16 protein-coding genes, 1 tRNA gene and 1 pseudogene are annotated in these 25,402 nt (G+C 56.8%); 10 read left to right on the forward strand and 8 right to left on the reverse strand.

Annotated features, from left to right (window positions below; genetic code table 11):
* Nucleotides 1-104 precede the first annotated feature (104 nt).
* Nucleotides 105-845 carry a bifunctional 2-polyprenyl-6-hydroxyphenol methylase/3-demethylubiquinol 3-O-methyltransferase UbiG gene (gene ubiG, locus ENTHG_RS01900; RefSeq protein WP_044172899.1) on the reverse strand — a complete coding sequence of 247 codons (741 nt, stop codon included), beginning with the start codon at nucleotides 843-845 and terminating at the stop codon, nucleotides 105-107.
* Nucleotides 846-1,003: 158 nt separating this feature from the next.
* On the opposite strand from ubiG, the gene gyrA reads away from it, so the two are divergent.
* Together gyrA and rcsC are read left to right on the forward strand one after the other, a co-directional pair.
* On the forward strand, nucleotides 1,004-3,634 hold the full coding sequence (gene gyrA / locus ENTHG_RS01905; RefSeq protein ID WP_044172902.1) for a DNA topoisomerase (ATP-hydrolyzing) subunit A: 2,631 nt from the start codon (nucleotides 1,004-1,006) through the stop codon (nucleotides 3,632-3,634).
* A 114-nt stretch (nucleotides 3,635-3,748) separates the two neighbouring features.
* Entirely contained in the window at nucleotides 3,749-6,595 is a 2,847-nt protein-coding gene (rcsC, locus tag ENTHG_RS01910) for a two-component system sensor histidine kinase RcsC (protein ID WP_044172904.1), read from the forward strand.
* Between the two features lie 33 nt (nucleotides 6,596-6,628).
* Here rcsC and rcsB read toward each other — a convergent pair whose 3' ends face one another.
* Nucleotides 6,629-7,279, reverse strand: a complete 651-nt coding sequence (rcsB, locus tag ENTHG_RS01915) for a response regulator transcription factor RcsB (protein ID WP_044172907.1) — start codon at nucleotides 7,277-7,279, stop codon at nucleotides 6,629-6,631.
* Nucleotides 7,280-7,295: 16 nt separating this feature from the next.
* The gene (rcsD, locus tag ENTHG_RS01920) at nucleotides 7,296-9,965 is read right to left on the reverse strand and encodes a phosphotransferase RcsD (RefSeq protein WP_044172911.1); all 2,670 of its coding nucleotides are present in this window, start codon (nucleotides 9,963-9,965) and stop codon (nucleotides 7,296-7,298) included.
* An 839-nt stretch (nucleotides 9,966-10,804) separates the two neighbouring features.
* Between rcsD and ENTHG_RS01925 the strand changes: the two genes are divergently transcribed.
* From ENTHG_RS01925 to mgtE, 6 genes and pseudogenes are all read left to right on the forward strand, one after another.
* Nucleotides 10,805-11,932 (forward strand): porin OmpC, encoded by a 1,128-nt coding sequence (locus tag ENTHG_RS01925; RefSeq protein ID WP_044172914.1) that lies wholly within the window; start codon nucleotides 10,805-10,807, stop codon nucleotides 11,930-11,932.
* A 117-nt stretch (nucleotides 11,933-12,049) separates the two neighbouring features.
* Nucleotides 12,050-13,084 carry an FAD:protein FMN transferase ApbE gene (gene apbE / locus ENTHG_RS01930; RefSeq protein WP_071825787.1) on the forward strand — a complete coding sequence of 345 codons (1,035 nt, stop codon included), beginning with the start codon at nucleotides 12,050-12,052 and terminating at the stop codon, nucleotides 13,082-13,084.
* A 72-nt stretch (nucleotides 13,085-13,156) separates the two neighbouring features.
* A complete protein-coding gene (gene ada / locus ENTHG_RS01935; protein WP_044172917.1) occupies nucleotides 13,157-14,230 on the forward strand; it encodes a bifunctional DNA-binding transcriptional regulator/O6-methylguanine-DNA methyltransferase Ada in 1,074 nt (357 codons plus the stop codon).
* Nucleotides 14,230-14,880 (forward strand): DNA oxidative demethylase AlkB, encoded by a 651-nt coding sequence (gene alkB, locus ENTHG_RS01940; RefSeq protein ID WP_044172920.1) that lies wholly within the window; start codon nucleotides 14,230-14,232, stop codon nucleotides 14,878-14,880. The genes ada and alkB overlap by 1 nt, the downstream gene beginning before the upstream one ends.
* 73 nt (nucleotides 14,881-14,953) lie before the next feature.
* The gene (locus ENTHG_RS01945) at nucleotides 14,954-16,597 is read left to right on the forward strand and encodes a multidrug ABC transporter permease/ATP-binding protein (RefSeq protein WP_044172923.1); all 1,644 of its coding nucleotides are present in this window, start codon (nucleotides 14,954-14,956) and stop codon (nucleotides 16,595-16,597) included.
* Nucleotides 16,598-16,727: 130 nt separating this feature from the next.
* A pseudogene (gene mgtE / locus ENTHG_RS01950) lies at nucleotides 16,728-18,163 on the forward strand (magnesium transporter).
* Here mgtE and ENTHG_RS01955 read toward each other — a convergent pair.
* Nucleotides 18,126-19,361: a SulP family inorganic anion transporter gene (locus ENTHG_RS01955; RefSeq protein WP_044172926.1), complete on the reverse strand. Its 1,236-nt coding sequence runs from the start codon at nucleotides 19,359-19,361 to the stop codon at nucleotides 18,126-18,128. The pseudogene mgtE and the gene ENTHG_RS01955 overlap by 38 nt on opposite strands.
* Before the next feature lie 275 nt (nucleotides 19,362-19,636).
* Here ENTHG_RS01955 and mqo point away from each other — a divergent pair, with 275 nt between their 5' ends.
* A complete protein-coding gene (mqo, locus tag ENTHG_RS01960; protein WP_044172929.1) occupies nucleotides 19,637-21,295 on the forward strand; it encodes a malate dehydrogenase (quinone) in 1,659 nt (552 codons plus the stop codon).
* An 81-nt stretch (nucleotides 21,296-21,376) separates the two neighbouring features.
* Here mqo and iraP read toward each other — a convergent pair whose 3' ends face one another.
* From iraP to ENTHG_RS01980, 4 genes are all read right to left on the reverse strand, one after another.
* Nucleotides 21,377-21,721, reverse strand: a complete 345-nt coding sequence (iraP, locus tag ENTHG_RS01965; RefSeq protein ID WP_044172932.1) for an anti-adapter protein IraP — start codon at nucleotides 21,719-21,721, stop codon at nucleotides 21,377-21,379.
* Between the two features lie 314 nt (nucleotides 21,722-22,035).
* Nucleotides 22,036-22,112 (reverse strand) — tRNA-Pro (locus ENTHG_RS01970).
* Nucleotides 22,113-22,188: 76 nt separating this feature from the next.
* Nucleotides 22,189-23,949 carry an LPS biosynthesis-modulating metalloenzyme YejM gene (gene yejM / locus ENTHG_RS01975; protein WP_044172934.1) on the reverse strand — a complete coding sequence of 587 codons (1,761 nt, stop codon included), beginning with the start codon at nucleotides 23,947-23,949 and terminating at the stop codon, nucleotides 22,189-22,191.
* Between the two features lie 17 nt (nucleotides 23,950-23,966).
* Nucleotides 23,967-24,194 (reverse strand): YejL family protein, encoded by a 228-nt coding sequence (locus ENTHG_RS01980; protein ID WP_044172937.1) that lies wholly within the window; start codon nucleotides 24,192-24,194, stop codon nucleotides 23,967-23,969.
* 137 nt (nucleotides 24,195-24,331) lie between these two features.
* Between ENTHG_RS01980 and yejK the strand changes: the two genes are divergently transcribed.
* A complete protein-coding gene (gene yejK, locus ENTHG_RS01985; RefSeq protein ID WP_044172940.1) occupies nucleotides 24,332-25,339 on the forward strand; it encodes a nucleoid-associated protein YejK in 1,008 nt (335 codons plus the stop codon).
* Nucleotides 25,340-25,402: the final 63 nt, after the last annotated feature.

The following is a 25,402-nucleotide window of genomic DNA, read 5'->3' on the forward strand; positions in this document are numbered from 1 at the left end:
GCATGTCAATATTCTGCAAAAAAAAATCAAAATTTGATCGAGTGCTGATTTCTTCAACGAGACGGGATGTTGCGCAACCTGAAGTCGCGCAACCTTTATAAGAATTATTGATGACCTTCGCCATTTTTTGCGCTGGTGTGCAGCATATAATTAACATCCACCCCAGGGGCGAGCCTGAACGTGTTGAGCAACGGATTGTAGTGCAGGCCGATGATATGACGTTCCCGCAGGCCGCTGGCGTCTACCCAGTTTAACAGTTCCGCCGGTTTGATGAACTTCTTCACGTCGTGGGTGCCTTTTGGCACCATGCGCAGCACATATTCCGCGCCGACGATAGCCATCAGCCACGCTTTGCCGTTGCGGTTGATGGTGGAAAAGAAGACGTGGCCGCCGGGCTTCACCAGCCTGGCGCAGGCTTGCACCACCGAAAACGGGTCGGGGACGTGCTCCAGCATCTCCATGCAGGTTACCACGTCATAGGCATGGGGGAATTTCGCCGCGTGCTCTTCCACCGTCTCCTGCACGTAGTCAACGCTGACACCGGACTCCAGCGCATGCAGCCGGGCGACCTGCAGCGGCTCAAAGCCCATATCCAGCCCGGTGACCGTCGCCCCTTCGCGCGCCATGCTCTCGGCCAGAATGCCGCCGCCGCAGCCGACATCCAGCACCTTTTTCCCGAACAGACCGTCGGCGCGCTCCGCAATGTAGCCCAGGCGCAGCGGGTTAATGCGATGCAGGGGTTTAAACTCCCCCTCCGGGTCCCACCAGCGAGAGGCGACCGCTTCAAATTTGGCAATTTCAGCCTGGTCAACGTTTTGAGCAACCGAGGATTTTTCGGCATTCATGGGCACAATGACTCCTTTTTTAGCAAGACGAATGAGTATAACAGTCCGCAAGCGCGAATAAAGCGTCCGGCGGGGTCTTTCCGTTTACCTGATTCATTACGGTTGTGTTATAATTTGCGACCTTTGAATCCGGGATACAGTAGAGGGATAGCGGTTAGATGAGCGACCTTGCGAGAGAAATTACACCGGTTAACATCGAGGAAGAGCTTAAGAGCTCCTATCTGGATTATGCCATGTCGGTCATTGTTGGCCGTGCGCTGCCAGACGTCCGCGATGGGTTAAAACCGGTTCACCGTCGCGTACTTTACGCCATGAACGTATTGGGCAATGACTGGAACAAAGCCTATAAAAAGTCTGCCCGTGTCGTTGGTGACGTAATCGGTAAATACCACCCCCACGGTGATTCCGCGGTGTATGACACCATTGTACGTATGGCCCAGCCGTTTTCGCTGCGCTATATGCTGGTAGATGGCCAGGGCAACTTCGGTTCCATCGACGGCGACTCCGCCGCGGCGATGCGTTATACCGAAATCCGTCTGGCGAAGATCGCCCATGAGCTGATGGCCGATCTGGAAAAAGAGACCGTTGATTACGTCGATAACTACGACGGTACGGAAAAAATCCCTGATGTAATGCCTACCAAGATCCCAAACCTGCTGGTGAACGGTTCTTCCGGTATTGCCGTCGGGATGGCGACCAACATTCCGCCGCATAACCTGACGGAAGTGATCAACGGCTGCCTGGCCTACATTGAGAATGAAGACATCAGCGTTGAAGGGCTGATGGAACATATTCCGGGGCCTGATTTCCCTACCGCCGCCATTATTAATGGCCGTCGCGGCATTGAAGAAGCCTATCGTACCGGCCGCGGCAAGGTCTACATTCGCGCCCGTGCGGAAGTAGAAGCCGACGCGAAAACCGGCCGCGAAACCATTATCGTGCACGAAATTCCCTATCAGGTGAACAAAGCCCGCCTGATCGAGAAAATCGCCGAGCTGGTTAAAGAGAAACGCGTTGAAGGCATCAGCGCGCTGCGCGACGAGTCCGACAAAGACGGTATGCGTATCGTCATTGAAGTCAAACGCGACGCGGTAGGGGAAGTGGTGCTTAATAACCTTTACTCCCTGACTCAGCTGCAGGTCTCCTTCGGTATTAACATGGTTGCGCTGCACCATGGTCAGCCGAAGATCATGAACCTGAAAGACATCCTGAGCGCGTTCGTGCGTCACCGCCGCGAGGTGGTAACCCGCCGCACCATTTTCGAACTGCGTAAAGCCCGCGACCGCGCGCACATCCTTGAAGCGCTGGCGGTTGCGCTGGCCAATATCGACCCGATTATCGAGCTGATTCGTCGCGCGCCGACCCCGGCGGAAGCGAAAGCTGGCCTGATTGCGCAGCCCTGGGACCTGGGTAACGTCTCCGCCATGCTGGAGCGTGCCGGTGATGACGCCGCTCGTCCTGAGTGGCTGGAGCCGGAGTTTGGTATCCGCGACGGTAAGTACTACCTGACCGAACAGCAGGCGCAGGCGATCCTCGATCTGCGTTTGCAGAAGCTGACCGGCCTTGAGCACGAAAAACTGCTCGACGAGTACAAAGAGCTGCTGGAGCAGATTGCCGAGCTGCTGCATATCCTCGGTAGCGCGGACCGCCTGATGGAAGTGATTCGTGAAGAGCTGGAGCTGGTTCGCGAACAGTTTGGCGACGCGCGTCGCACCGAAATCACCGCCAACAGCGCCGATATCAATATCGAAGATCTGATCAACCAGGAAGATGTGGTTGTAACGCTGTCGCATCAGGGCTACGTGAAGTACCAGCCGCTGACCGATTACGAAGCGCAGCGTCGCGGCGGGAAAGGTAAATCCGCCGCGCGTATCAAAGAAGAAGACTTTATCGACCGTCTGCTGGTGGCTAACACTCACGACACCATCCTCTGCTTCTCCAGCCGGGGCCGTCTGTACTGGATGAAGGTCTATCAGTTGCCGGAAGCGAGCCGCGGCGCGCGTGGCCGCCCCATCGTCAACCTGCTGCCGCTGGAAGCGAACGAACGTATCACCGCTATCCTACCGGTCCGCGAGTACGAAGAGGGCGTCAACGTCTTTATGGCGACCGCCAGCGGCACGGTGAAGAAAACCGCGCTGACCGAATTCAGCCGCCCGCGCTCCGCCGGGATCATCGCCGTCAACCTTAACGAAGGCGACGAGCTGATCGGTGTGGATCTGACCTGCGGCAAAGACGAGGTGATGCTCTTCTCTGCGGCGGGTAAAGTGGTGCGCTTTAAAGAAGATGCCGTTCGCGCCATGGGCCGTACCGCCACCGGCGTTCGCGGTATCAAGTTGGCGGGCGAAGATAAAGTCGTTTCGCTTATCGTGCCGCGCGGTGAAGGGGCGATCCTGACCGTTACCCAAAACGGCTACGGTAAACGTACCGCTGAGACGGAGTATCCGACCAAATCACGCGGCACCCAGGGCGTTATCTCCATCAAAGTGACCGAGCGCAACGGTTCCGTTGTCGGCGCGGTGCAGGTGACCGATAGCGACCAGATCATGATGATTACCGATGCCGGGACGCTGGTGCGCACCCGCGTTTCGGAAATAAGCGTGGTGGGTCGTAACACTCAGGGCGTTATCCTCATCCGCACCGCGGAAGATGAAAACGTAGTCGGTCTGCAACGCGTTGCGGAGCCGGTGGACGACGAAGAGCTCGATGCCATTGACGGCACCGTCGCGGAAGGGGAGGATGAAATCGCCCCGGAAGTTGACGATAACGGCTCAGACGACGCCGAAGAGTAAGTTGTCTGTAGAGGGCCGGTTCGCCGGCCCTTTCTTATTGCCATTGCGGCACCGGCATTTTACCGCTACTTTACAATCACCCTTTTTCTATCCTCATGGCGGAGTCTCCCCAGGTTGAAATACCTCGTCTCTTTTCGTAATACGCTGAAAGTCTCGCGTTATCTTTTTCGCGCGCTGGCGCTGGTGCTCTGGTTATTGATCGCCCTGTTTTCGGTGTTCTATATCGCTACCGCGCTGCGCGATAAAGAGATGGAGATTCGTCAGGAGATTAATATCAGCGCCGACCAGGCCCAGCGGTATATTCAGCGCACCTCAGACGTTATGAAGGAGCTGAAATACATCGCTGAGAATCGTCTGACGGCGGAAAACGGTATTCTGGCCTCGCGCAGCTTAAGCTCGAAAAATGACGTGCCTGAATTCCAGCCGCTGTTCCCGGATTCGGATTGCTCGCGTATGGACGGCGCCTGGCGCGGGTCGCTGGAGTCGCTGGCCTGGTTTATGCGCTACTGGCGCGATAACTTCTCCGCCGCCTATGACCTGAACCGCGTGTTCCTTATCGGCAGCGAAAACCTCTGCGTGGCGGATTTCGGTCTGCGCGACCTTCCCGTTGAGCGAGACGATGCGCTAAAAAACCTGCATGAGCGTATCCTGAAATACCGCGATGCGCCGCAGGAAGAGCGCGGCAATAACCTCTACTGGATGATGCAGGGGCCGCGTCCGGGCGTCGGCTATTTTTATGCCCTGACGCCGGTATACCTGGGCAACCGCCTGCAGGCGCTGCTGGGTACGGAGCAGTCCATCCGCATGGACAACTTCTTTACCGCCGGTACGCTGCCGCTGGGCGTGACCGTGCTGGATGAAAGCGGCCACGTGCTGGTTTCGATGACCAGCCCGGAAAACCGTATCGATATCGACCCGCGCTGGCTGCAGACCCGCACCTGGTTCGGCTACACCTCAGGCTTTCACGATCTTGTACTTAAGAAGAGTATGCCGCCGTCGTCGCTGAGTATCGTCTACTCGGTGCCGGTGGATCTGGTGCTTGAGCGTATTCGCATGCTGATCCTCAACGCCGTACTGCTGAATATTCTGGTTGGGGTGGCGCTCTTTATGCTGGCGCGCATGTACGAGCGGCGGATTTTCATTCCCGCCGAATCGGACGCCCAGCGTCTGGAGGAGCATGAGCAGTTTAACCGCAAAATTGTCGCCTCCGCGCCGGTGGGGATCTGCATTCTGCGCACCCAGGACGGCACCAACATCCTGAGTAATGAACTGGCGCATAACTACCTGAATATGCTGACCCACGAAGACAGACAGCGCCTGACGCAGATTATCTGCGGGCAGCAGGTGAACTTCGTGGATGTCCTGACCAGCAATAACACCAATTTGCAGATAAGCTTCGTTCACTCGCGCTATCGCAATGAAAACGTAGCGATTTGCGTGCTGGTGGATGTCTCCGCCCGTGTGAAGATGGAGGAGTCGCTGCAGGAGATGGCGCAGGCCGCCGAACAGGCGAGCCAGTCGAAGTCGATGTTCCTGGCAACGGTCAGCCATGAGCTGCGCACGCCGCTGTACGGGATTATCGGTAACCTTGATTTGCTGCAAACTAAAGAGCTGCCGAAAGGGGTGGACAGGCTGGTCACCGCCATGAACAACTCCTCCAGCCTGCTGCTAAAAATCATCAGCGATATTCTCGACTTCTCGAAAATTGAATCCGAGCAGCTCAAAATCGAGCCGCGCGAATTCTCGCCGCGGGAGGTGATGAGCCATATTACCGGCAACTACGCGCCGCTGGTGGTGCGTAAACAGCTGGGGCTGTACTGCTTTATCGAGCCGGATGTCCCGGCGACCCTGCACGGTGACCCTATGCGTCTGCAGCAGGTCATCTCGAACCTGTTAAGCAATGCGATTAAGTTCACCGATATGGGCTGCATTATGCTACATGTCCGGCGGGACGAGCACTATCTCAGCATTCGTGTTCGTGATACCGGCGTCGGTATTCCCGGCAAAGAAGTGGTGCGCTTGTTCGATCCGTTCTTCCAGGTGGGGACGGGGGTACAGCGCAACTTCCAGGGCACCGGGCTGGGGCTGGCAATCTGTGAAAAGCTGGTCAACATGATGGACGGCGATATCGCCGTGGATACCGAGCCGGGCATGGGCAGCCAGTTCACCATCCGTATTCCGCTTTACAGCGCCGTGACGCCGACGCCGGTGGATGTTGACGGCCTGGCCAACACCTGCTGCTGGCTGGCGGTGCGTAACGCTTTCTTGTGTAGCTATCTGGAAACCCTGCTAACGCATAATGGCATCCAGGCGCGGCGTTACGACGGCCGGCCGCTTGGCGCGCAGGATACGTTTATTACCGACGATGATCTGCCTGCGGAGTGGAGCGGCCGCGCGGCGGTGCTCTTCTGCCGTCGCCATATCGGTATTCCGCTGGAGCGCGCGCCGGGCGAATGGATGATGAGCCTCTCCGCGCCGCACGATCTTATCGCCATTCTGGGGCGCATCTATCGCGTGGAGGTGACGGTGCCGGAGGTGAGCGCCGCTCTGCCGCTGACGGAAAATGTCGAAATCCGTAACGACGACATGCTGATTCTGGTGGTGGATGACCATCCTATCAACCGCCGCCTGCTGGCGGACCAGCTTGGCTCGCTGGGCTATCAGTGTAAAACGGCTAACGATGGCGTCGACGCCCTGAACGTGATGAGCAAAAACGCCATAGATATCGTGCTGAGCGACGTCAACATGCCGAATATGGATGGTTATCGCCTGACGCGGCGCATTCGGGAACTGGGGCTGACGCTGCCGGTTATTGGCGTTACGGCGAACGCGCTGGCAGAAGAGAAACAGCGTTGTCTGGAGTCGGGGATGGATAGCTGTCTGTCGAAGCCGGTAACGCTGGATATTCTGAAACAGACGCTGGCGCACTACAGCGCGCGGGTCAGGAAAGAGCGGGTATAAAAAACAACCCCGGCGGCGCCGGGGTTGAGGGAATTACTCTTTTTCCGTCTGGGTCAGCGTGACCGAGGAGAGGTAATTCAGCAGGGCGATATCGTTATCCACCCCCAGTTTCATCATCGCCGATTTCTTCTGGCTACTGATGGTCTTAATGCTGCGGTTGAGCTTTTTGGCGATCTCGGTGACGAGGAAGCCTTCTGCAAACAGACGCAGCACTTCACTCTCTTTCGGCGACAGGCGTTTATCGCCATAGCCGCCCGCGCTGATTTTTTCCAGCAGGCGGGAGACGCTTTCCGGCGTGAATTTCTTGCCTTTCTGCAAGGCGGCCAGCGCTTTCGGCAGGTCGGTCGGCGCGCCCTGTTTGAGGACGATCCCTTCGATATCCAGGTCGAGAACGGCGCTGAGGATAGCCGGGTTGTTATTCATCGTCAGGACAATAATCGACAGATTAGGGAAATGACGCTTAATGTACTTGATTAGCGTAATGCCGTCACCGTACTTATCGCCTGGCATGGAGAGATCGGTGATTAAAACATGCGCATCCAGTTTCGGCAGATTATTGATGAGTGCTGTAGAGTCTTCAAATTCGCCGACTACATTAACCCATTCGATTTGTTCGAGTGACTTACGAATACCGAACAGTACAATCGGATGGTCATCGGCAATAATTACGTTCATATTGTTCATGTATAAGGCTACCTTGCTACAGCAAGCTCTTGACGTAAGCGTCAATGTCGCTGATGTAATTTTCTATGCCTGGTGCATCTTTCTCACGGATTAAATGCTCCAGCGTTTCACATAACTGCTTACCAGGAACCAGATTAAGCATGGCAAACACCCCTTTCAGGCGGTGTGCTGTCTGAGCCAGTGCAGCGAAATCGCTTGTTGCCGATTCAGTATACAACCTCTTAACATCATCGGGAACTGTATCGACAAACAGCGCATAATAGCCGCTGGCGTGAAGTTCGGCATTTTCATCGCCCCCTAACGGCGACTCTACCACCTCTTCCTGCGCCAGCTGCTCTTCAATGAGCTGCAATATTGCCTCCTGCATTGCATTGCTCATATTAAAGTTGACGCGCAACTGACCGGGGCCAATTTTGCGCACGCCTGCCTCATCATCGCTTAAAAGCAACCCTGAGGATGTAAGATTAGACGGATTATCGGTTAAATACAGATCGTATTCTTGACTTAATAATCTTTCATCCGGCGAAATACAACTTGCTCCCCAGCTCTCAAGCTGGCGAACCACGATATTGCGTATATCGCTTGAGGTGATGTCGATCATCGCCACCACGTCGTCCAGTAATTTCTCTTCTTCTTCTTCCGCCTGCGAATTGGCCGCCATCTTCACGTGCAGCGAATAGCGCGTGCCCAACTCTTCCCGCGCTTTGATATTCAGATGCCCGCCCAGTTTGCGCGCCAGCTGGTCGCAAAGCCAGAAGGTGAGGGCGTCGGCCTTACCAAACTGATCGCCCTGGGTGGCGTTCAGGAACGGGAAGTGCAGATTGTCGATCTCGCTATTACTCACGCCGTTGCCGGTGTCGAGAATGCGGAAGGTGAGTCTGTCATCCGCCGACTCATCTTTATTGACTTCGAGCGTGATTTTACCAATTTGCGTGGTGGTTACCGCGTACTGAATCAATAAAAGCAGAATACGTTTAAGCGCCTCGCGGTCGCCGTGCCGCTCCTCTTTACCAGGCAGATGGTTGTTGATGAGCAACTGTAGCCCTTTACGCTTGATGATCGGCAGCACCTGCGGCACCACTTCGTCAATAAGGTCCTGAATCGAGAACAGGGTAGACTGCCCCTTCCAGCTGTCATTCTCCAGCATATTCGCCAGCTGAATTTCATCCACCAGACGGGCGATGGATTCAGCGCGGTCCGCCAGCAGGTTGGTCTCTTTCTCGCCCAGCGCGGCGGCCTGGTCCGCCAGCGCTTTCACCGGCTGCTTTAGCGCCTCGGCGATATGGTGCATAAACGCCGCGCGCCCCTGCTGGTTTTTCTCATACAGGCGCTGAGCCTGCTTAAGCTTTTTATTGACCAGCACTTCGCGGTCCTGATCGCGGATGATAAAGATCTGCGTGCGCGACGCTACCTGGCTTCGGAACTGGCGAATTTCATACAGCTCATTATTGATTGTCGCCTGAATGACCCCCTGATGCTGGTCGGCCATCGCGGTGATGTTTTGCAGATTCAGGTGCGGGAGCAGGTGGTCGGCAATTTTATTACTGAGCACGGTGCGATTCGACTCCTGGTCGTGTACCAGCAGCCCCAGCGGCAGCAGGGAGACAATCTCTTCATTGAAGGCCCGCATCATCCGCAGTTCGTTGCTGTTACCCGCAGGCGCGAGATTGTCGCTCTGTCGCCCCGGCTGATGGCGAAAAGTGGTAAAGCCAAACAGCGCCAGCGCCAGTAGGCCAATATTCAACAACAGCGGCAGAAGGATATTTTGCAGCGTATCCAGCAGCAGGGTACCGAAAGGAACCTGCCAGACCAGCCGCAGGCCGGTGGAGTTGAGCGGCGAAGCGATTTCGATTTTCGAGCTGTTGAAATTAATGGTGACGCTATCCGCGCTCTCTTTATCAGAAGCGCGCACGCTGTTCTGGGTGGTATCAGCATCAAGCCGGAAGCTCTCCAGCGGCATGCCTGGCGGAATCAGATCGTTGATGGGCAGATCAAAGGCAACCACAGTCGCCAGGTGCCCCGGCTGATTGAAGGTAGTGCGCAGGGTGAAGTAGTGCCCGTTCTGCCAGGCAAGGCGGCGCAGCGCCGAGAAACTCTCCCGCTCATCCAGCGCGTTCGCCTGCTGCAGCATCTCCGCGCGGCGGGAATCCACGATGTTGCCGATAGTGGACTCTTTAAACCCGGACGAGAGATCTTTCAGCGGCAGGGTAGAGACCAGAATCATGCTGTTATCCTGGCCGTTGAGGTAATACATCGACCACGGAACCGTCTCTGCGCCCCACAGGGTATCAAGATAGGTGGAAATACGCTGGGTCATCTCCAGCGTGGAGCTATCATGGGAGCCGAAAATAAGCGCTTCCGTCTTGCGGCGGGGCTTCTCCAGATAGTAAACATCCTGCTTAAGGCGCGTCTCCTGCAGGCCATCGCTGGCGCCGGTGGACGTTGCGGCGGCAATGTTGTCGTAAATTTGCCAGGTGGCGTAGCGCCAGGTATCGATGCGTTTGTGGATGGCATGGGTGATATCGACAACCTGATAGCTTTTATCTTTAAGCCAGGCGTTGACCGCACTTTGCACCATCACTCCCATCGTCACCAGCAGGACGATAATCAACAGCAGGAAGAAACGGGTAATGTTGCCCGGTATTAAAGAAAATTTGCCTGGGATGGCGGTGTCTTTTCGACTCATTCGTGTGTGTAACCCGTAATGACAACACTGCAAAAGAAAACTCAGCACCCGCGCTGAGACAATGTTGCTGCCGTGCCTTAAGAGCCTCCAGCGGTCGTGGCGGTCCTGTAGATGTTATGTTGCAGAGCAGTGCACAGCAGGCAGTATATCGGGTAATGAGTGAATTTCCAGACTCTCGTTGCGCCAGAAAGCCCGAGGTGCAGATAAAAATCAGCTCAATGACGAAACGGGTGAGCGCCGTTTGCTGGTCAGGAAAGGCGGAAATATTTAGCGTTTCGCTACGAAAAAGCGCACTTATTATCAAGAAAATAAGAATAAGCTTAAAAAAGTAGCGCTTTTCTGGCATGGAAATTGTTTAATTAATATCCATTACAAAATGATTAGCGAACCGGTTAATGCTTGCGCTACAGACGTGACGGCAAAAAAAACCGAATGCCAGGCATTCGGTCGTAATTGGGGTAAACAGACATTCAGAATCGAATGACGGTAATAAATAAAGTTAATGATGATAGCGATGTTTATATTAGTTGCGATTGGCTAGCGCGGTTTTGCATTCAGTGCTAAAAACATTTTTTAAATGTAACTCGCTGAAAATTAATGTATTTATATTATTTTTTGATTTTCAATGCTCTGCCAATTAACTATTTGTGCTAAAAAAAGTTCCCTCAATTTTACAAATTGAAACACCTTGCATGAAATATGAAACATCTTCAAAGTTTTCGTATCATATTCGTATTGGATTATTCTGTATTTTTAAGGAAAATGGAACCAGCGGACTGATTAGAGGATTGATCAGTGAGCAGTGGCTATAAAAACGCATATAACAGAGGGTTAATAACATGAAAGTTAAAGTACTGTCCCTCCTGGTACCAGCACTGCTGGTAGCAGGCGCAGCGAATGCGGCAGAAATTTATAACAAAGACGGCAACAAATTAGATTTATACGGTAAAGTCGACGGCCTGCACTATTTCTCCAATGACGACGGCCCGGACGGCGACCAGACTTACCTGCGTTTCGGTTTTAAAGGCGAAACTCAGGTCAACGACCAGATCACCGGCTACGGCCAGTGGGAATACAACGTTCAGGCGAACGATACCGAAGGCTCAAGCGATCAGGCCTGGACCCGTCTGGCGTTTGCCGGTCTGCGCGTTGGCGATGCAGGCTCCTTCGACTATGGTCGTAACTACGGCATCAACTATGACGTTACCTCCTGGACCGACGTTCTGCCGGAATTCGGCGGCGACACCTACGGTGCAGACAACTTCATGCAATCCCGTGCTAACGGCGTTGCTACCTACCGCAACACCGATTTCTTCGGCCTGGTTGACGGCCTGAACTTTGCCCTGCAGTACCAGGGTAAAAACGGCAGCGTCAGCGGCGAAAACAACACCGATGGCGGCCGCAGCACCCTGAACCAGAACGGCGACGGCTACGGTATGTCCCTCTCCTACGATCTGGGCGAAGGCTTCAGCGTAGCAGGCGCAATGTCCAGCTCTAAACGTACAGCTGACCAGAACGACGCTGGCATCTACGGCCATGGCGATCGCGCAGAAGTGTACAGCGGCGGCCTGAAATATGACGCGAACAACGTTTACCTGGCGGCGCAGTACACCCAGACTTATAACGCCACCCGTTTCGGCGACTCTCAGAACGGCAGCAGCGTTTACGGCTTCGCTGATAAAGCGCAGAACTTCGAAGTGGTTGCTCAGTACCAGTTCGACTTCGGCCTGCGTCCGTCTCTGGCCTACCTGCAGTCCAAAGGTAAAGACGTAAGCAACGGCACCCGCGATTTCGGCGACCAGGATCTGCTGAAATATTTCGACGTTGGCGCGACTTACTACTTCAACAAAAACATGTCCACCTATGTTGATTACAAAATCAACCTGCTGGACGAAAACACCTTTACCCGCCAGGCGGGTATCAGCACCGACGACGTTGTCGCCCTTGGCCTGGTTTACCAGTTCTAAGAGACACTTCTCGTTGCTCAGGGGGCCATCCGGCCCCTTTTTTTATGCCGCCTGCGCATCCCACCCCCCGCCGTTTTTGGTGTAACCTTGCCGCGCACAAATAAAAGAGAAATAACCATGAAAAAGTTACTGCGTGCTGGTCTGCTCTGCCTGCTGGCGATGCTCAGCGGCTGCGACAACGAACCGGCCTCGCGGCAAACCGTGCTTGCGGGCAAAACGATGGGCACCACCTGGCGAGTAAGCCTGGTCGATATTGACGAGGCGCGGGCAAAAACCCTGACGCAGAACATTCAGGCCCGTCTGGATGCCGATGACAGGCTGCTGTCAACGTGGAAACCCGATTCGGCGTTAATGCGTTTCAACCGCTCCACCAGCCTGGCCCCGTGGCCCGTCAGCCCGGCGCTTGCCGATATCGTTACCGTGTCGCTGCGTGTTGGCGCGGAAACTCGTGGGGCGATGGATATTACCGTGGGCCCGCTGGTCAATTTATGGGGCTTCGGGCCGGATAAACAGCCTCTTCACGTCCCGGACCCGCAGCAGATTAATGCCGCTAAAGCCCGCACCGGCTTACAGCATCTACGGGTGATTAACGAGGCGCAGCAGCAGTACCTGCAAAAAGATCTGCCGGATCTGTTTGTCGACCTTTCAACCGTAGGGGAGGGGTACGCCGCCGATCATCTGGCCCGCCTGTTGGAACAGGAGGGGATTAGCCGTTATCTGGTGTCGGTCGGCGGCGCGCTGGTGAGCCGCGGACTGAACGGTAAGGATCGCGCGTGGCGGGTTGCCATCCAGAAGCCCACCGACCGCGAAAACGCGGTGCAGGCGGTGGTGGATATCAACGGCCACGGTATCAGCACCTCAGGAAGCTATCGCAACTATTATGAGCTGGACGGCAAACGCATCTCCCACGTTATCGATCCGCAGACCGGTCGCCCGATTGACCATAAGCTTGTTTCGGTTACCGTTATCTCCCCCACGGCGCTGGAGGCGGACGCCTGGGACACCGGGTTAATGGTGCTGGGCCCGCAGAGGGCGCGGGAAGTGGTGGAGCAGCAGAAGCTCGCGGTCTATATGATCGTCCGTGAGGGCGATAAGTTTGTGAGCTGGATGTCGCCGCAGTTTGCCGCTTTTTTACTGGACGAGCAGAATTAAAAAGCAAGAATACGGGTTTTAACCGCCGGTTTTTCGCGCACAGTAGGGCTATGCTTGAAAGAGGAGCCTGAAATGAAAACAGCCACAACTTTTGCGATGCCGCTTACCGATGAGCAGCGCTGGCAGGCGGTCTGCGAACGCGATCCCGCCTACGACGGCCAGTTTGTTTTCGCGGTGCGCACCACCGGCATCTGCTGTCGTCCCTCCTGCCGGTCACGGCGACCCCTGCGCGGCAACGTGCGCTTTTTTGTCGACGTCGCCAGCGCGCTGGCGGCGGGGTTTCGCCCCTGCAAACGCTGCCAGCCTGCCAGCATCGACCCCCAACAGCAGCGGCTGCGGAAAGTTGAAATAGCCTGCGACCTGCTGGCGCAGGAGAGCGCCATCACTCTCGACGCGCTGGCCGACGCCGTTGGCATGAGCCGCTGGCATTTTCACCGCCTGTTTAAAACCGTCACCGGGCTGACGCCAAAACGCTGGCAGCTCGCTTTCCGCGCCCGGCGGCTACGCGATGCGCTTAGCGCCAGCCAGAAGGTGACCGATGCCGTACTGGCGGCAGGCTTCCCGGACAGCAGCAGCTATTACCGTCAGGCCGATGCGGCGCTGGGGATGACGGCGCGGCAATATCGCGATGGCGGCGAGAGCGCCACGGTTTACTATGCGCTCAGCCCTTGTTCGCTGGGCCGCTGCCTGGTGGCGCAAAGCGAGCGCGGAATCTGCGCCATCTTGCTGGCCGACAGCGACGAGGCGCTGCTGGCGGAGCTGCGGCACATTTTCCCCCGGGCCTTCTGCGAGCCGGGAAGTGAAGCGTACGCTATAGAGGTGGAGCAGGTGATTCGCCATCTGGATAACCCGGCCACGCCTTTTACTCTGCCGTTGGATCTGCAGGGTACCGCCTTTCAGCTCCAGGTCTGGAACGCGCTCCGCGCCATCCCGCCGGGCCAGACGGTAAGCTACCAGGCGCTGGCCGAGCGTATCGGCAGGCCCGCGGCGGTACGTGCCGTGGCGAGCGCCTGCGCCGCCAATAAGCTGGCTATCGTTGTGCCCTGTCACCGGGTGGTGCGGGCCGACGGGACGCGCTCCGGCTACCGCTGGGGCCCCGCGCGCAAGGCGCAGCTTTTAATGAAAGAGTCTGATAAGGAGTCCTGATGCTGGATCTGTTTGCGGAAGAAGAGCCCTGGCAGGAGCCGCTCGCCCCCGGCGCGGTGGTGCTGCGCCGCTTTGCCAGAGCCCGGGCCGGGGCGCTGATAAGCGCTATTGAAGCGGTAGCCGCCGTTTCGCCGCTGCGACAGATGGTCACCCCTGGCGGGTACACGATGTCGGTGGCGATGACTAACTGTGGCGAGGTGGGCTGGACGACCGACCGCCGCGGCTATCTCTATTCTGCCACCGATCCGCTCACCCGTGCGCCCTGGCCGCCAATGCCCGCCGCGTTTAGCGCGCTGTGCCATCAGGCGGCGGTGGCCGCTGGCTACCCTGATTTCCAGCCCGATGCCTGCCTGATTAACCGCTACGCGCCGGGGGCGAAGCTGTCGCTGCATCAGGATAAAGACGAGCCGGATCTGCACGCGCCGATTGTCTCTGTCTCGCTTGGCCTGCCCGCGGTGTTTCAGTTTGGCGGCCTTAAGCGCAACGATCCGCTACAGCGTATTATGCTGGAGCACGGGGATGTGGTGGTCTGGGGCGGCCCGTCGCGTCTGTTTTATCATGGTATTTTGCCGTTGAAAGCAGGGCAGCACCCGGCCACGGGTGACTGTCGCTACAACCTGACGTTCCGCCAGGCCCGAAAGGTTGAATAAAAATAAGAATTATTCTTGATGAAAACAGTCAGCCGTTTAAACTGCTGGCTGTTTTTGTTGACCGGGTTTTGTTATGGAACTTCTCCTGCTGGTCTGGCGGCAGTACCGCTGGCCTTTCATCGCCGTTCTCGCGCTCACGCTGGTCAGCGCGGCGCTTGGTATTGGACTCATCGCTTTTATCAACCTGCGCCTTATCGAAACGGTGGATATGTCTCTTAGCGTATTGCCGGAGTTTCTGGGGCTGCTGCTGCTGTTGATGGCGGTGACCCTCGGCTCGCAGCTGGCGCTGACAACCCTGGGGCATCACTTTGTCTACCGTCTGCGCAGCGAATTTATCAAGCGAATCCTCGACACGCCCGTCGAGCGCATTGAACAGCTGGGCAGTGCCTCGCTGCTCGCCGGTCTCACCAGCGACGTGCGTAATATTACCATCGCCTTTGTGCGCCTGCCGGAGCTGGTGCAGGGGATCATTCTGACAATAGGATCGTCCGCTTATCTGGCCTGGCTCTCCGGCAAGATGCTGATGATCACCGCCCTGTGGATGGCGATCACCATCTGGGGCGGGTTTATGCTGGTCTCCCGGGTCTATAAACATATGGCGACCCTGCGCGAAACCGAAGATAAGCTGTATCAGGATTTCCAGACCGTGCTGGAAGGGCGCAAAGAGCTGACCCTTAACCGCGAACGCGCCGAACATATCTTTGAAAAGCACTATCTGCCGGACGCAAGGGAGTATCGCCACCATATTATTCGCGCCGACACCTTCCACCTGAGCGCGGTGAACTGGTCGAACATTATGATGCTGGGCGCCATCGGGCTGGTTTTCTGGATGGCGAACAGTCTGGGCTGGGCGGATACCAACGTCGCCGCTACCTACTCGCTGATGCTGTTATTCCTGCGCACCCCGCTGCTCTCTGCGGTGGGGGCGCTGCCGACCTTGTTGAGCGCCCAGGTCGCGTTCAGAAAGCTTAAGCAATTTTCGCTGGCCCCTTATAACGCCGCGTTTCCCCGCCCCCAGCGCTACCCGAACTGGCAGACGCTGGAACTGCGCGACGTGGTGTTTCATTATCAGGACAACAACTTTGCCGTCGGGCCGATTAACCTCACGCTTAAGCGCGGCGAACTGGTGTTTCTCATTGGCGGTAACGGCAGCGGCAAATCCACGCTGGCGATGCTGCTGACCGGGCTGTACCAGCCGGTATCCGGGCAGATCCTGCTTGATGGCCAGCCGTTGGCGCAGGAGAAGCCGGAAGATTACCGCAAGCTGTTCTCGGCGGTGTTCACCGACGTCTGGCTGTTTGACCAGCTACTGGGAGCCGATGGTCAGCAGGCAGACCCGACGCTGGTGGACAAGTGGCTGCACCAGCTAAAAATGTCCCACAAGCTGGAGCTGGCGGACGGTAAAATCCTCAATCTGAAGCTGTCGAAAGGGCAGAAAAAGCGTGTGGCGCTGCTGCTGGCGCTGGCGGAGGAGCGTGACATACTGCTGCTGGACGAGTGGGCTGCCGATCAGGACCCGCATTTCCGCCGCGAGTTCTACCAGGTGCTGCTGCCGCTGATGCAGGAGATGGGTAAAACCATTTTCGCCATCAGCCACGACGATCACTACTTCATTCACGCCGACCGGCTGCTGGAGATGCGCAACGGTAAGCTTAGCGAACTTACCGGCGAAGAGCGGGACCTCGCCTCCCGCGACGCGGTTGCCCGCACCGCCTGAATCCCTGCGCCCTGAATTACCGGGGCGCAGTCTGTTTTTTCGCCACTGCGCCACCTCGTTTATTATTATTTACAAAACCTGCCGCTATGCTTAAACCTGCTTCGCTTTCATAACACGCAGGGAATTTTTCATGTCCGTCAGCAAACGACACAGCGCGAGACTGCGCGACCAGGAACGCGCCCGCCTTATCTGGCTCCTTACCACTGAAAAAGCGCTTACCGCCATGCTGCTTGGCGAACTGACGCTGGCGGAACAGTTTGACGCCGATAAAGTCGCCAGCGATATGGCGGAAGTCAAAGCGCTGGCCGCCCATCTGCCGCCGCCGGATCTTGCCGACACCCTGGAAGGGCTGCCGGTGCAGGAGCGCCACGCCCTCTGGCGGCTGGTAGAAGATGAGAAACGCGGCAAAGTGCTGCTGGAGGCCTCCGAAAGCGTCTGGGAAGACCTGATTGAAGAGATGAGCGACAAGGCGCTGCTCGATGCGCTGGAGACGCTGGATATCGACGATCGGATCTGGCTGGTGCAGCATCTGCCGCGAAACCTCACCGGCCGCCTGCTGGCGAAGCTGCCCGCCACAGACCGCGCCCGCGTACGTCAGGTGATGCGCTACGGTAAAAACAGCGTCGGGGCGATCATGGAGTTTGAGGTGATCACCGTGCGCCCGGATCTGACCCTGGCCACCGTGCAGCGCTATCTGCGCAGGCTGGGCCGAATGCCGACCAACACCGATAAGCTGTTTGTGACCGGCCGCGACGGCGAGCTACAGGGAGAGCTGGCGCTGCAGGAGATCCTGCTGCGGGGCGGCAACTGCCTGGTGAGCGAGGTGATGGACAGCGACCCGGTAGCCTTTTCACCGCAGGAGGAGGCAGAGGACGCCGCGCGCACGTTTGAGCGCGACAACCTCATCAGCGCGGCCGTAATCGATCAGCAGGGGCAACTGCTTGGGCGGCTCACCATCGACGACATTATTGATGTGGTGTACGAAGAGACCGATAACGATATGCGTCTGATGGGGGGGCTGAGCGCCGAAGAGGATGTCTTCGCCCCGGTGACCAGAGCGGTAAAAAACCGTTGGGCGTGGCTGGCGGTGAACTTATGCACCGCGTTTATCGCTTCCCGCGTTATTGACGGCTTCGAGCACACCATTTCACAGCTGGTGGCGCTGGCGTCGCTGATGCCTGTCGTCGCCGGGATCGGCGGTAATACCGGCAACCAGACCATCACCATGATCGTGCGCGGGCTGGCCCTGCGCACCATTCAGCCGGGCAACTTTCGTTTTCTGATCCTGCGTGAGATGGGGGTTGCGCTGATTAACGGACTGATCTGGGGCGCATCATGGGGGTGGTCACCTGGCTGCTCTACAGCGACCCGGCGCTGGGGGGCGTAATGACGCTGGCAATGGTGCTTAACCTGCTGGTAGCGGCGTTGATGGGGGTGATTATCCCCATGACCATGACACGGCTGGGGCGCGACCCGGCGGTCGGCTCCAGCGTGATGATCACCGCCATTACCGACACCGGGGGCTTTTTTATTTTTCTGGGGCTGGCGACGGTTTTTCTGCTGTAACGCCGCGCGCTTTGCGCAGACGCGCTGGCAGAATCGCTATTGTCACCAGGCCTGCCACCACGCCAATGGCGAGGTTGCCGGTGCTGATGGTGGCCGCCACGGTGGCGGCCATCGCTAGGGTGTGGGCGAGGGGGGCGCTGGCGAGAACGCCCGGCTGCACGCTGTGCCAGCTGAACGTCTTGCAGGCGACGATAACCATAATGCCTGCCAGCACCACCATTGGGATTTTCGCCATCACTTCGCTCAGCGCGGTGACCAGCAACAGCAGTACCAGACCCGCCGCAACCGTGGATACGCGGCTGCGCCCTTTACCCATCTCGACATTGACAATGGTCTGCCCGATCATCGCGCAGCCAGCAATCCCGCCGTAAAAACCGGCAAGGATATTGGCGATACCTAACCCGGCGCTCTCCCGGCCTTTGCTGGAAGGGGTATGGGTTAAGTCATCCACCAGCCGGGCGGTGAGCAGCGACTCCAGCAGGCCGACAAAGGCGATACTCAGCGCGCACGGCCAGACGATGCTCAGGGTCTGCCAGTTAAACGGCACCAGCCACTCGGTGAAGCCCGGCAGCCCGCCCTGCATCGGGCCTTCGTCCCCTACGGTTGGCAGCGTCTGCCCGGTGAAGACGGTGAAACAGGTCAGCGCTACGATCGCCACCAGCGGCGCGGGCACGCTTTTCACGAGCCTGGGCCAGCCAATCACAATCAGCAGCGTCAGGGCGAAGAGGGCGACAATCAGCGGCTCCCGGCTCCAGAAATGGGGCACCTGAGCGAAGAAGATAAGGATGCCCAGCGCGTTAACGAAGCCGGTCATCACCGACTGCGGAATAAAGCGGATCAGGCGCGCCATCTTTGTGACGCCAAAGATAATCTGAATGACGCCCGCCAGCGCGACGGCGGGCAGGATATAGGCGACGCCGTGCTGATGTACCATCGGGCCGATAACCAGCGCGACCGAGCCCGCCGCGGCGGTCACCATCGCCGGACGACCGCCCAGAAAAGACATACTTATGCAAAGCACCACCGAGGCCAGCAGGCTCACTTTGGGATCAACCCCGGCGATAACCGAGAAGGAGATCACCTCCGGGATAAGCGCAAGCGCGGTAATGACGCCCGCCAGCGCCTCGCGGGTTAACAGCTGCGGCGAACGCAGCACATCGCTGACCCGGCCGGAAGAACAGTTTAATTTTTCTGACATAACTTTTAGTAGGTGAGACTGGCAGTAACCATAAATAAATGGATGGGAAGACAGGTATCTGACAAAGCGCGAAATAGTACCCTTAATCAGCGCTCTACGCCAGTAAATATGGTTATTTTTAATGCAATAATTAAACTTATTAGTAACATTTATGTAATGACTATTTAATCTTTAAACATTATTTAAATCCTCCCCCTGAAGTGCTAGGTTAGATGCGCTAACCAAATACCCGCAACAAATGCATAAAGCAGCACTAAAAGTAAGGCATTAACATTATGAAAAAAATGACTGCCAGACTGTTTTCGATGGCTGTCGGGCTTAACGCTGTCTCTGCGGCAGCTAAAGCTAACGCATCGAAAGAGCAGGAAACGGATGTGCTTTTAATCGGCGGTGGGATTATGAGCGCCACGTTGGGAACCTACCTCCAGGAGCTGGAGCCCGACTGGTCGATCACCATGGTCGAAAGGCTGGATGCCCTTGCCGAAGAGAGTTCCAACGGCTGGAATAACGCCGGAACGGGCCACGCCGCCCTGATGGAGCTCAATTACACCCCACAAAACCCGGATGGGTCGATCAGTATTAAAAAGGCGATTGAGATTAACGAAGCGTTTCGTATCTCTCGTCAGTTCTGGGCGCACCAGGTTGAAACCGGCGTGCTCAAAAACCCGCGATCGTTTATCAACACCGTGCCGCACATGAGCCTCGTATGGGGCGACGATAACGTCAACTTCCTGCGCGCGCGCTACAAGGCGCTGCAGCAAAGCTCGCTTTTTCGCGGCATGCGCTATTCGGAAAGTCACGATCAGATCCGATCCTGGGCGCCGCTGGTGATGGAAGGGCGCGATCCGCAGCAGAAGGTCGCCGCTACCCGCACGGAAATCGGTACCGATGTCAATTTCGGCGAGATCACTCGCCAGCTGATTAACAGCCTGCAGCGTAAAGAGAACTTCTCCCTGAACCTGGGAAGCGAAGTGCGCGCCATTAAACGTAACGCGGACAACAGCTGGAATGTCACCATCGCCAGTCTGCATAACCGCGGGGCGGAGCGGGTTATCAAAGCGAAATTTATCTTTATCGGCGCAGGCGGCGCGGCGCTGAAACTGTTACAGGAGTCCGGTATCCCGGAAGCGGCGGACTACGCGGGCTTCCCGGTGGGCGGCCAGTTCCTCGTTTCAGAGAATCCGGACGTGGTAAACCACCATCTGGCGAAGGTATACGGCCAGGCGTCAGTGGGCGCGCCGCCAATGTCGGTGCCGCATATCGACACCCGGGTCATTGATGGCAAACGCGTGCTGCTGTTTGGGCCGTTCGCGACCTTCTCTACCCGCTTTTTGAAAAATGGCTCGCTGTGGGATCTGCTGCGCTCCACTAATCGCTCCAACCTGCTGCCCATGGTCAGCGTTGGCATGACCAACTTCAGCCTGGTGAAATATCTGGTCAGCCAGGTGCTGCAAAACGACGACGATCGTTTCGACGCCCTGCGCGAATATTATCCGCTGGCCAATAAAGAGGACTGGCGCCTGTGGCAGGCGGGACAACGCGTGCAGGTTATCAAGCGCGACGGTAAAGGGCGCGGCGTGCTGCGTCTGGGAACGGAGGTGGTCAGCGACAAAGAGGGCACCATTGCCGCACTGCTGGGCGCGTCCCCCGGGGCATCGACGGCGGCACCCATCATGCTGGAGCTGATGGAGAAGATCTTTGCTGAGAAATTCGCCTCGGCTGAGTGGCAGGCGAAGCTCAAAAACATCATTCCTTTCCTTGGGACGAAGCTTGACGGCAATATCGAGGCGGCGGATGCCGAGTTGCATTACACCAGCCGCGTGCTGGGGCTGAAATGCGACGAATCTCCCGTGGCCGACGCCACGCCGCCGGTGCTGAAACCTTCATCAGCACATGTTGCGGATAAAGAACCGGCGGCGGACATCGCGCTGTAAAACAAAACGTAACCCGGATTCGGCGAAACGCTGCGTCCGGGTTACGCTTCTATTGCCTCACTCACTGTCTGAAATGCCAGCCTAATGCACGTCTTTTGTATCATTGCCTGATAGCAGCATGTTCAGAGAGGAGTAATCTATTTCTCCTTCCGCCTCGTCAAGCAGCTGGGTTACGGAGAGCAGATCGGTAAACTCGCTGAGCAGCATCTCCGCGTCAGACTTGAGCGGGCTGTCAGCAGAGTCTATTGCAGTATTTATCGCTTTCTTCACGTTCTCGACGATCTCGTGCACGCCGCCATTTTTGCCCAGCGTCAGAATCAGCGCGCTTAACAGCAGCGACTGCGCCTCGACCCGGGCCGTTAACTGCTTTGCTTCCGCGTCCATCTTAGAAATTTTCGCAACCATACTGATGATGACGTTTTTCATAGTTTCCGCCTGTCCACAAGCCACTTGCTAAACTCGCCCGACGATAACCGGGGCTGCGCCAGTAAACCTCGGTGAAAGTATGGCATTTTGTCAGCCTGATGGCGTTGAAAAACACCCGGAATTGCGAACTGGCGGGAAGAAACGAAGTCGGTAAGTATGCTTGATATGATTGATCAGGAGGCGGAGCAACTTGTTGTTGCGCCAGTGCGAAAAAGTCTGACGATAACTACAGCCATTAAAAAACCCGCAATCTCAGAGAGAATGCGGGTTCTTAAGGGGTTACCAGTCGTTTTGCAACTTACCGGTTAATGATTTGGTCGGCACGAGAGGATTTGAACCTCCGACCCCCGACACCCCATGACGGTGCGCTACCAGGCTGCGCTACGTGCCGAATCGTGGCGCTAATACTACCCGTTTCACCGCTGAATGCAAGTGAAGGGGTAACTGAGTGATTCATAATTAATCAATCAGTTAGCGATAAATCGTTTTTCCTCGGTCAGAACCTGCAATAACAAACTGAGCTGCGGTTTTTGATCGCGGATCTTTTCACCCTGCGCGTTCCAGGTCTGGTAGCTGCCATTCTGGTTAAGCACCAGCGTCATTTGCGGCGTGGTGATAGCCAGCGCATCGCTGCTGGCGGCGGTCACCCAGTTATGACGACGGTTAGCGTTAAACAGATCCTGCCCCTGAGAATATTCATTGGCCGGGGTGCTGACGTGCAGCAACCGCTGCATCAGCGTCGTCATAATATCTTTATGGTCGGTGAGCTTGTTAATACGCTGCGCCGGGGTGCCGGGCCAGTGGATGACCAGCGGCACATGCAGACGGTTACGCGACCAGTCAAAATCACCGCTGGTTTTTTCCGCCGCCATGCCGTGGCCGGCCGTAATAATCACCACCGTATTATCCAGCTTGCCGGAGGCCCGCAGCGCCTCCAGCAGGCGGTTGATCTGGGTATCGACATCCGTTGCCGCGCGGGCGTAACGGCGCGCAAAATTCTGCTGATTGCTGTCCTGCAGGCCAGTGCCGTTGAGGGCGACCCACGAGAACCAACGGTTCTCCTCCTGGGCGTAGCGTTCCAGCCAGTTAATCCACTGGTCGGTGGTCTGCGCGTCCGTCTGGCTTTTGGCCGTCGGCAGCGAGAAATCAGAGAGCAGGGCCTGGCGGTAGAGCGCGCTACTAAAGCCGTCAGAAGAGAAGAGGCCCAGCTGATAGCCCTGCTGGTTGAGCGCGGTAATCAGGGCTGCCGGAATACGCGCCGAGAGCACGCCGTCCATATAGCTCGGTGAAATACCGTAAAACAGCCCAAAGTAGCCGCTGTCCGCGCTGTTGCTGGCGCTCATATGCTGGGTAAACGTCACGTTTTGCTGGGCGAAACTGGCCAGCGCCGGCATCTGCTTCTCGTAACGCGAATAGTTGAGCCCGTCGACGGTAATCAGCAGGACGTTCTGCCCCGGGCCCATATCTACATAGCGCAAATCGCTTAGCGGATACTGCACCGATACGGCTTCCGGATTGCCCTGTTCCACCAGACGGCGCTGATAATCCTGCGCGTCAAGCAGGCCGTGTTTCTCAAGGAAACGGCGCGCGGTCATAGGATAGGAGAGCGGCAGGTTCGCCCGCTGCATGGTGATGGGGCGATAGAAGTTCGCATCGGCCCAGATATACATCACATGGGTGGCGACAAAGGCGACAAAAAAGAGCCCGGCCAGCGGCTTGGCGAAATGCCGCCGCCGGGTCAGGCTGCGCAGCTTCTGCCAGCTCCAGGTGGCGAACAGCATCTCAATAAGAAATATCACCGGCACGCTGATAAACATCAGCTGCCAGTCCCGCGCCATCTCGTTCTGGTCCGGGTTTATCACCAGCTCCCAGACAATAGGATTCAGGTGCAGGTGAAAGCGGGTAAAGACTTCGCTGTCGATCAGCAGCAGCGTCATGCCGACGGTAGCGAGTATCGACGACAGGATCCGCATCAGCCGCTGTGACATCACCACGAAGGTGAGGGGGAATAAAATCAGCAGATAGGTAGCGAACACCAGGAAGCTGAAATGGCCGACCACGCTCAGGTAGGAATAAATCCGCCCGGCAAGCGTCGTTGGCCAGTCAGCGACAAACAGATAGCGGCTACCCATCACCATGGACAACAGGATGTTGAACAGGGCAAACCAGTGCCCCCAGCTTACCATCTGGGAGACTTTTTCACGGTAGCGCTGACGATGGGTCACCATAAATGTCGCTGTTTACCTTAATGCGCTTTATCGTCGTTGATGGAAGACTGCAACGCCTGAGCGAAAGAGTTAGCGATGGCCTGGCGCTGGGCAGGGGCCACGCTGGTATTGATCACGTTCGTCACCATGTTCCCCAACACCATCAGGGAGAGGTCGGTCGGCGTCTTGTGTTTTTCCAGCACGTTGACCAGTTCACTGAGCAATTGTTCAACGTGTTCATTACTGTAGCGGGAAATTTGTGGCATAAATCGAAATCAGTTATTCATAAAGGGCAACATATTACCGTAGCAACAGTTTTTTTGCCGCATTTTTATCAGCGGTTGCGTTGCACTGTTGCGCGGGTGGTGGTTGAATACCGCCCGGTCTAAAAGGAGAGTTTATCATGAGTCTGGACATCAACCAGATTGCCCTGCACCAGCTTATCAAGCGCGATGAGCAAAACCTCGAACTGGTGCTGCGCGATTCATTGCTGGAAGCGACCGCTCCTGTAGAGGAGATGGTCGGCGAATTACACCGGGTCTACAGCGCAAAAAGCAAGGCTTACGGCCTGTTTAATGAAGAGAGCGAACTGGCGCAGGCGCTGCGTCTTCAGCGCCAGGGCGAGGAAGATTTTCTGGCGTTCAGCCGCGCGGCGACCGGGCGCTTACGTGATGAACTGGCGAAATACCCTTTTGCCGACGGCGGCATTGTGCTGTTCTGCCACTACCGCTATCTGGCGGTGGAATATCTGCTGGTGGCGGTGCTGAACAATTTAAGCAGCATGCGCGTTAACGAGCAGCTGGATATCAGCGCGACGCACTACCTTGACATTAACCATGCCGATATTGTCGCCCGGGTTGATTTAACCGAATGGGAAACCAACCCGGAATCGAGCCGCTATCTGACCTTCCTGAAAGGGCGGGTAGGGCGTAAGGTCTCCGATTTCTTTATGGATTTCCTCGGCGCGAGCGAAGGGCTTAACGCGAAAGCGCAAAACCGCGGTCTGCTGCAGGCGGTGGATGACTTTACCGCCCAGGCGCAGCTGGATAAGTCGGAGCGTCAGGAAGTGCGTCAGCAGGTTTACACCTACTGCAACGAACAGCTGCAGGCCGGGGAAGAGATTGAGCTGGCGTCGCTCTCTAAAGAGCTGGCGGGCGTAAGCGAAGTGAGTTTTGAGGAATTTACCGCAGGCCAGGGCTACGAGCTGGAAGAGAGTTTTCCGGCCGACCGCAGTACCCTGCGTCAGCTGACGAAATTCGCCGGTAGCGGCGGCGGCCTGACCATTAACTTTGACGCTATGCTGCTTGGCGAGCGCATTTTCTGGGACCCGGCGACCGATACCCTCACCATCAAAGGCACTCCGCCTAACCTGCGCGATCAGCTACAGCGTCGCAGCTCCGGCGGTAACTGACAGTCAACAGGAATTCATGGAACGGCGTAGCCCGGGTAAGCGCAGCGCACCCGGGACTCCCGG

The sequence above is a fragment of the Phytobacter massiliensis JC163 genome (genome assembly GCF_000321045.1).
Classification (GTDB): Bacteria; Pseudomonadota; Gammaproteobacteria; order Enterobacterales; family Enterobacteriaceae; genus Phytobacter_A; species Phytobacter_A massiliensis.

Bases quoted from the DNA above. Each gene is read 5' to 3' on its own strand.
- iraP (WP_044172932.1), bottom strand. From the start codon at position 21,721: ATGAAAAACGTCATCATCAGTATGGTTGCGAAAATTTCTAAGATGGAC.
- alkB (WP_044172920.1), top strand. From the start codon at position 14,230: ATGCTGGATCTGTTTGCGGAAGAAGAGCCCTGGCAGGAGCCGCTCGCC.
- ENTHG_RS01955 (WP_044172926.1), bottom strand. From the start codon at position 19,361: ATGTCAGAAAAATTAAACTGTTCTTCCGGCCGGGTCAGCGATGTGCTG.
- ada (WP_044172917.1), top strand. From the start codon at position 13,157: ATGAAAACAGCCACAACTTTTGCGATGCCGCTTACCGATGAGCAGCGC.
- ubiG (WP_044172899.1), bottom strand. From the start codon at position 845: ATGAATGCCGAAAAATCCTCGGTTGCTCAAAACGTTGACCAGGCTGAA.
- ENTHG_RS01925 (WP_044172914.1), top strand. From the start codon at position 10,805: ATGAAAGTTAAAGTACTGTCCCTCCTGGTACCAGCACTGCTGGTAGCA.
- mqo (WP_044172929.1), top strand. From the start codon at position 19,637: ATGAAAAAAATGACTGCCAGACTGTTTTCGATGGCTGTCGGGCTTAAC.
- ENTHG_RS01980 (WP_044172937.1), bottom strand. From the start codon at position 24,194: ATGCCACAAATTTCCCGCTACAGTAATGAACACGTTGAACAATTGCTC.
- apbE (WP_071825787.1), top strand. From the start codon at position 12,050: ATGAAAAAGTTACTGCGTGCTGGTCTGCTCTGCCTGCTGGCGATGCTC.
- gyrA (WP_044172902.1), top strand. From the start codon at position 1,004: ATGAGCGACCTTGCGAGAGAAATTACACCGGTTAACATCGAGGAAGAG.
- ENTHG_RS01945 (WP_044172923.1), top strand. From the start codon at position 14,954: ATGGAACTTCTCCTGCTGGTCTGGCGGCAGTACCGCTGGCCTTTCATC.
- rcsD (WP_044172911.1), bottom strand. From the start codon at position 9,965: ATGAGTCGAAAAGACACCGCCATCCCAGGCAAATTTTCTTTAATACCG.
- yejM (WP_044172934.1), bottom strand. From the start codon at position 23,949: ATGGTGACCCATCGTCAGCGCTACCGTGAAAAAGTCTCCCAGATGGTA.
- rcsB (WP_044172907.1), bottom strand. From the start codon at position 7,279: ATGAACAATATGAACGTAATTATTGCCGATGACCATCCGATTGTACTG.
- yejK (WP_044172940.1), top strand. From the start codon at position 24,332: ATGAGTCTGGACATCAACCAGATTGCCCTGCACCAGCTTATCAAGCGC.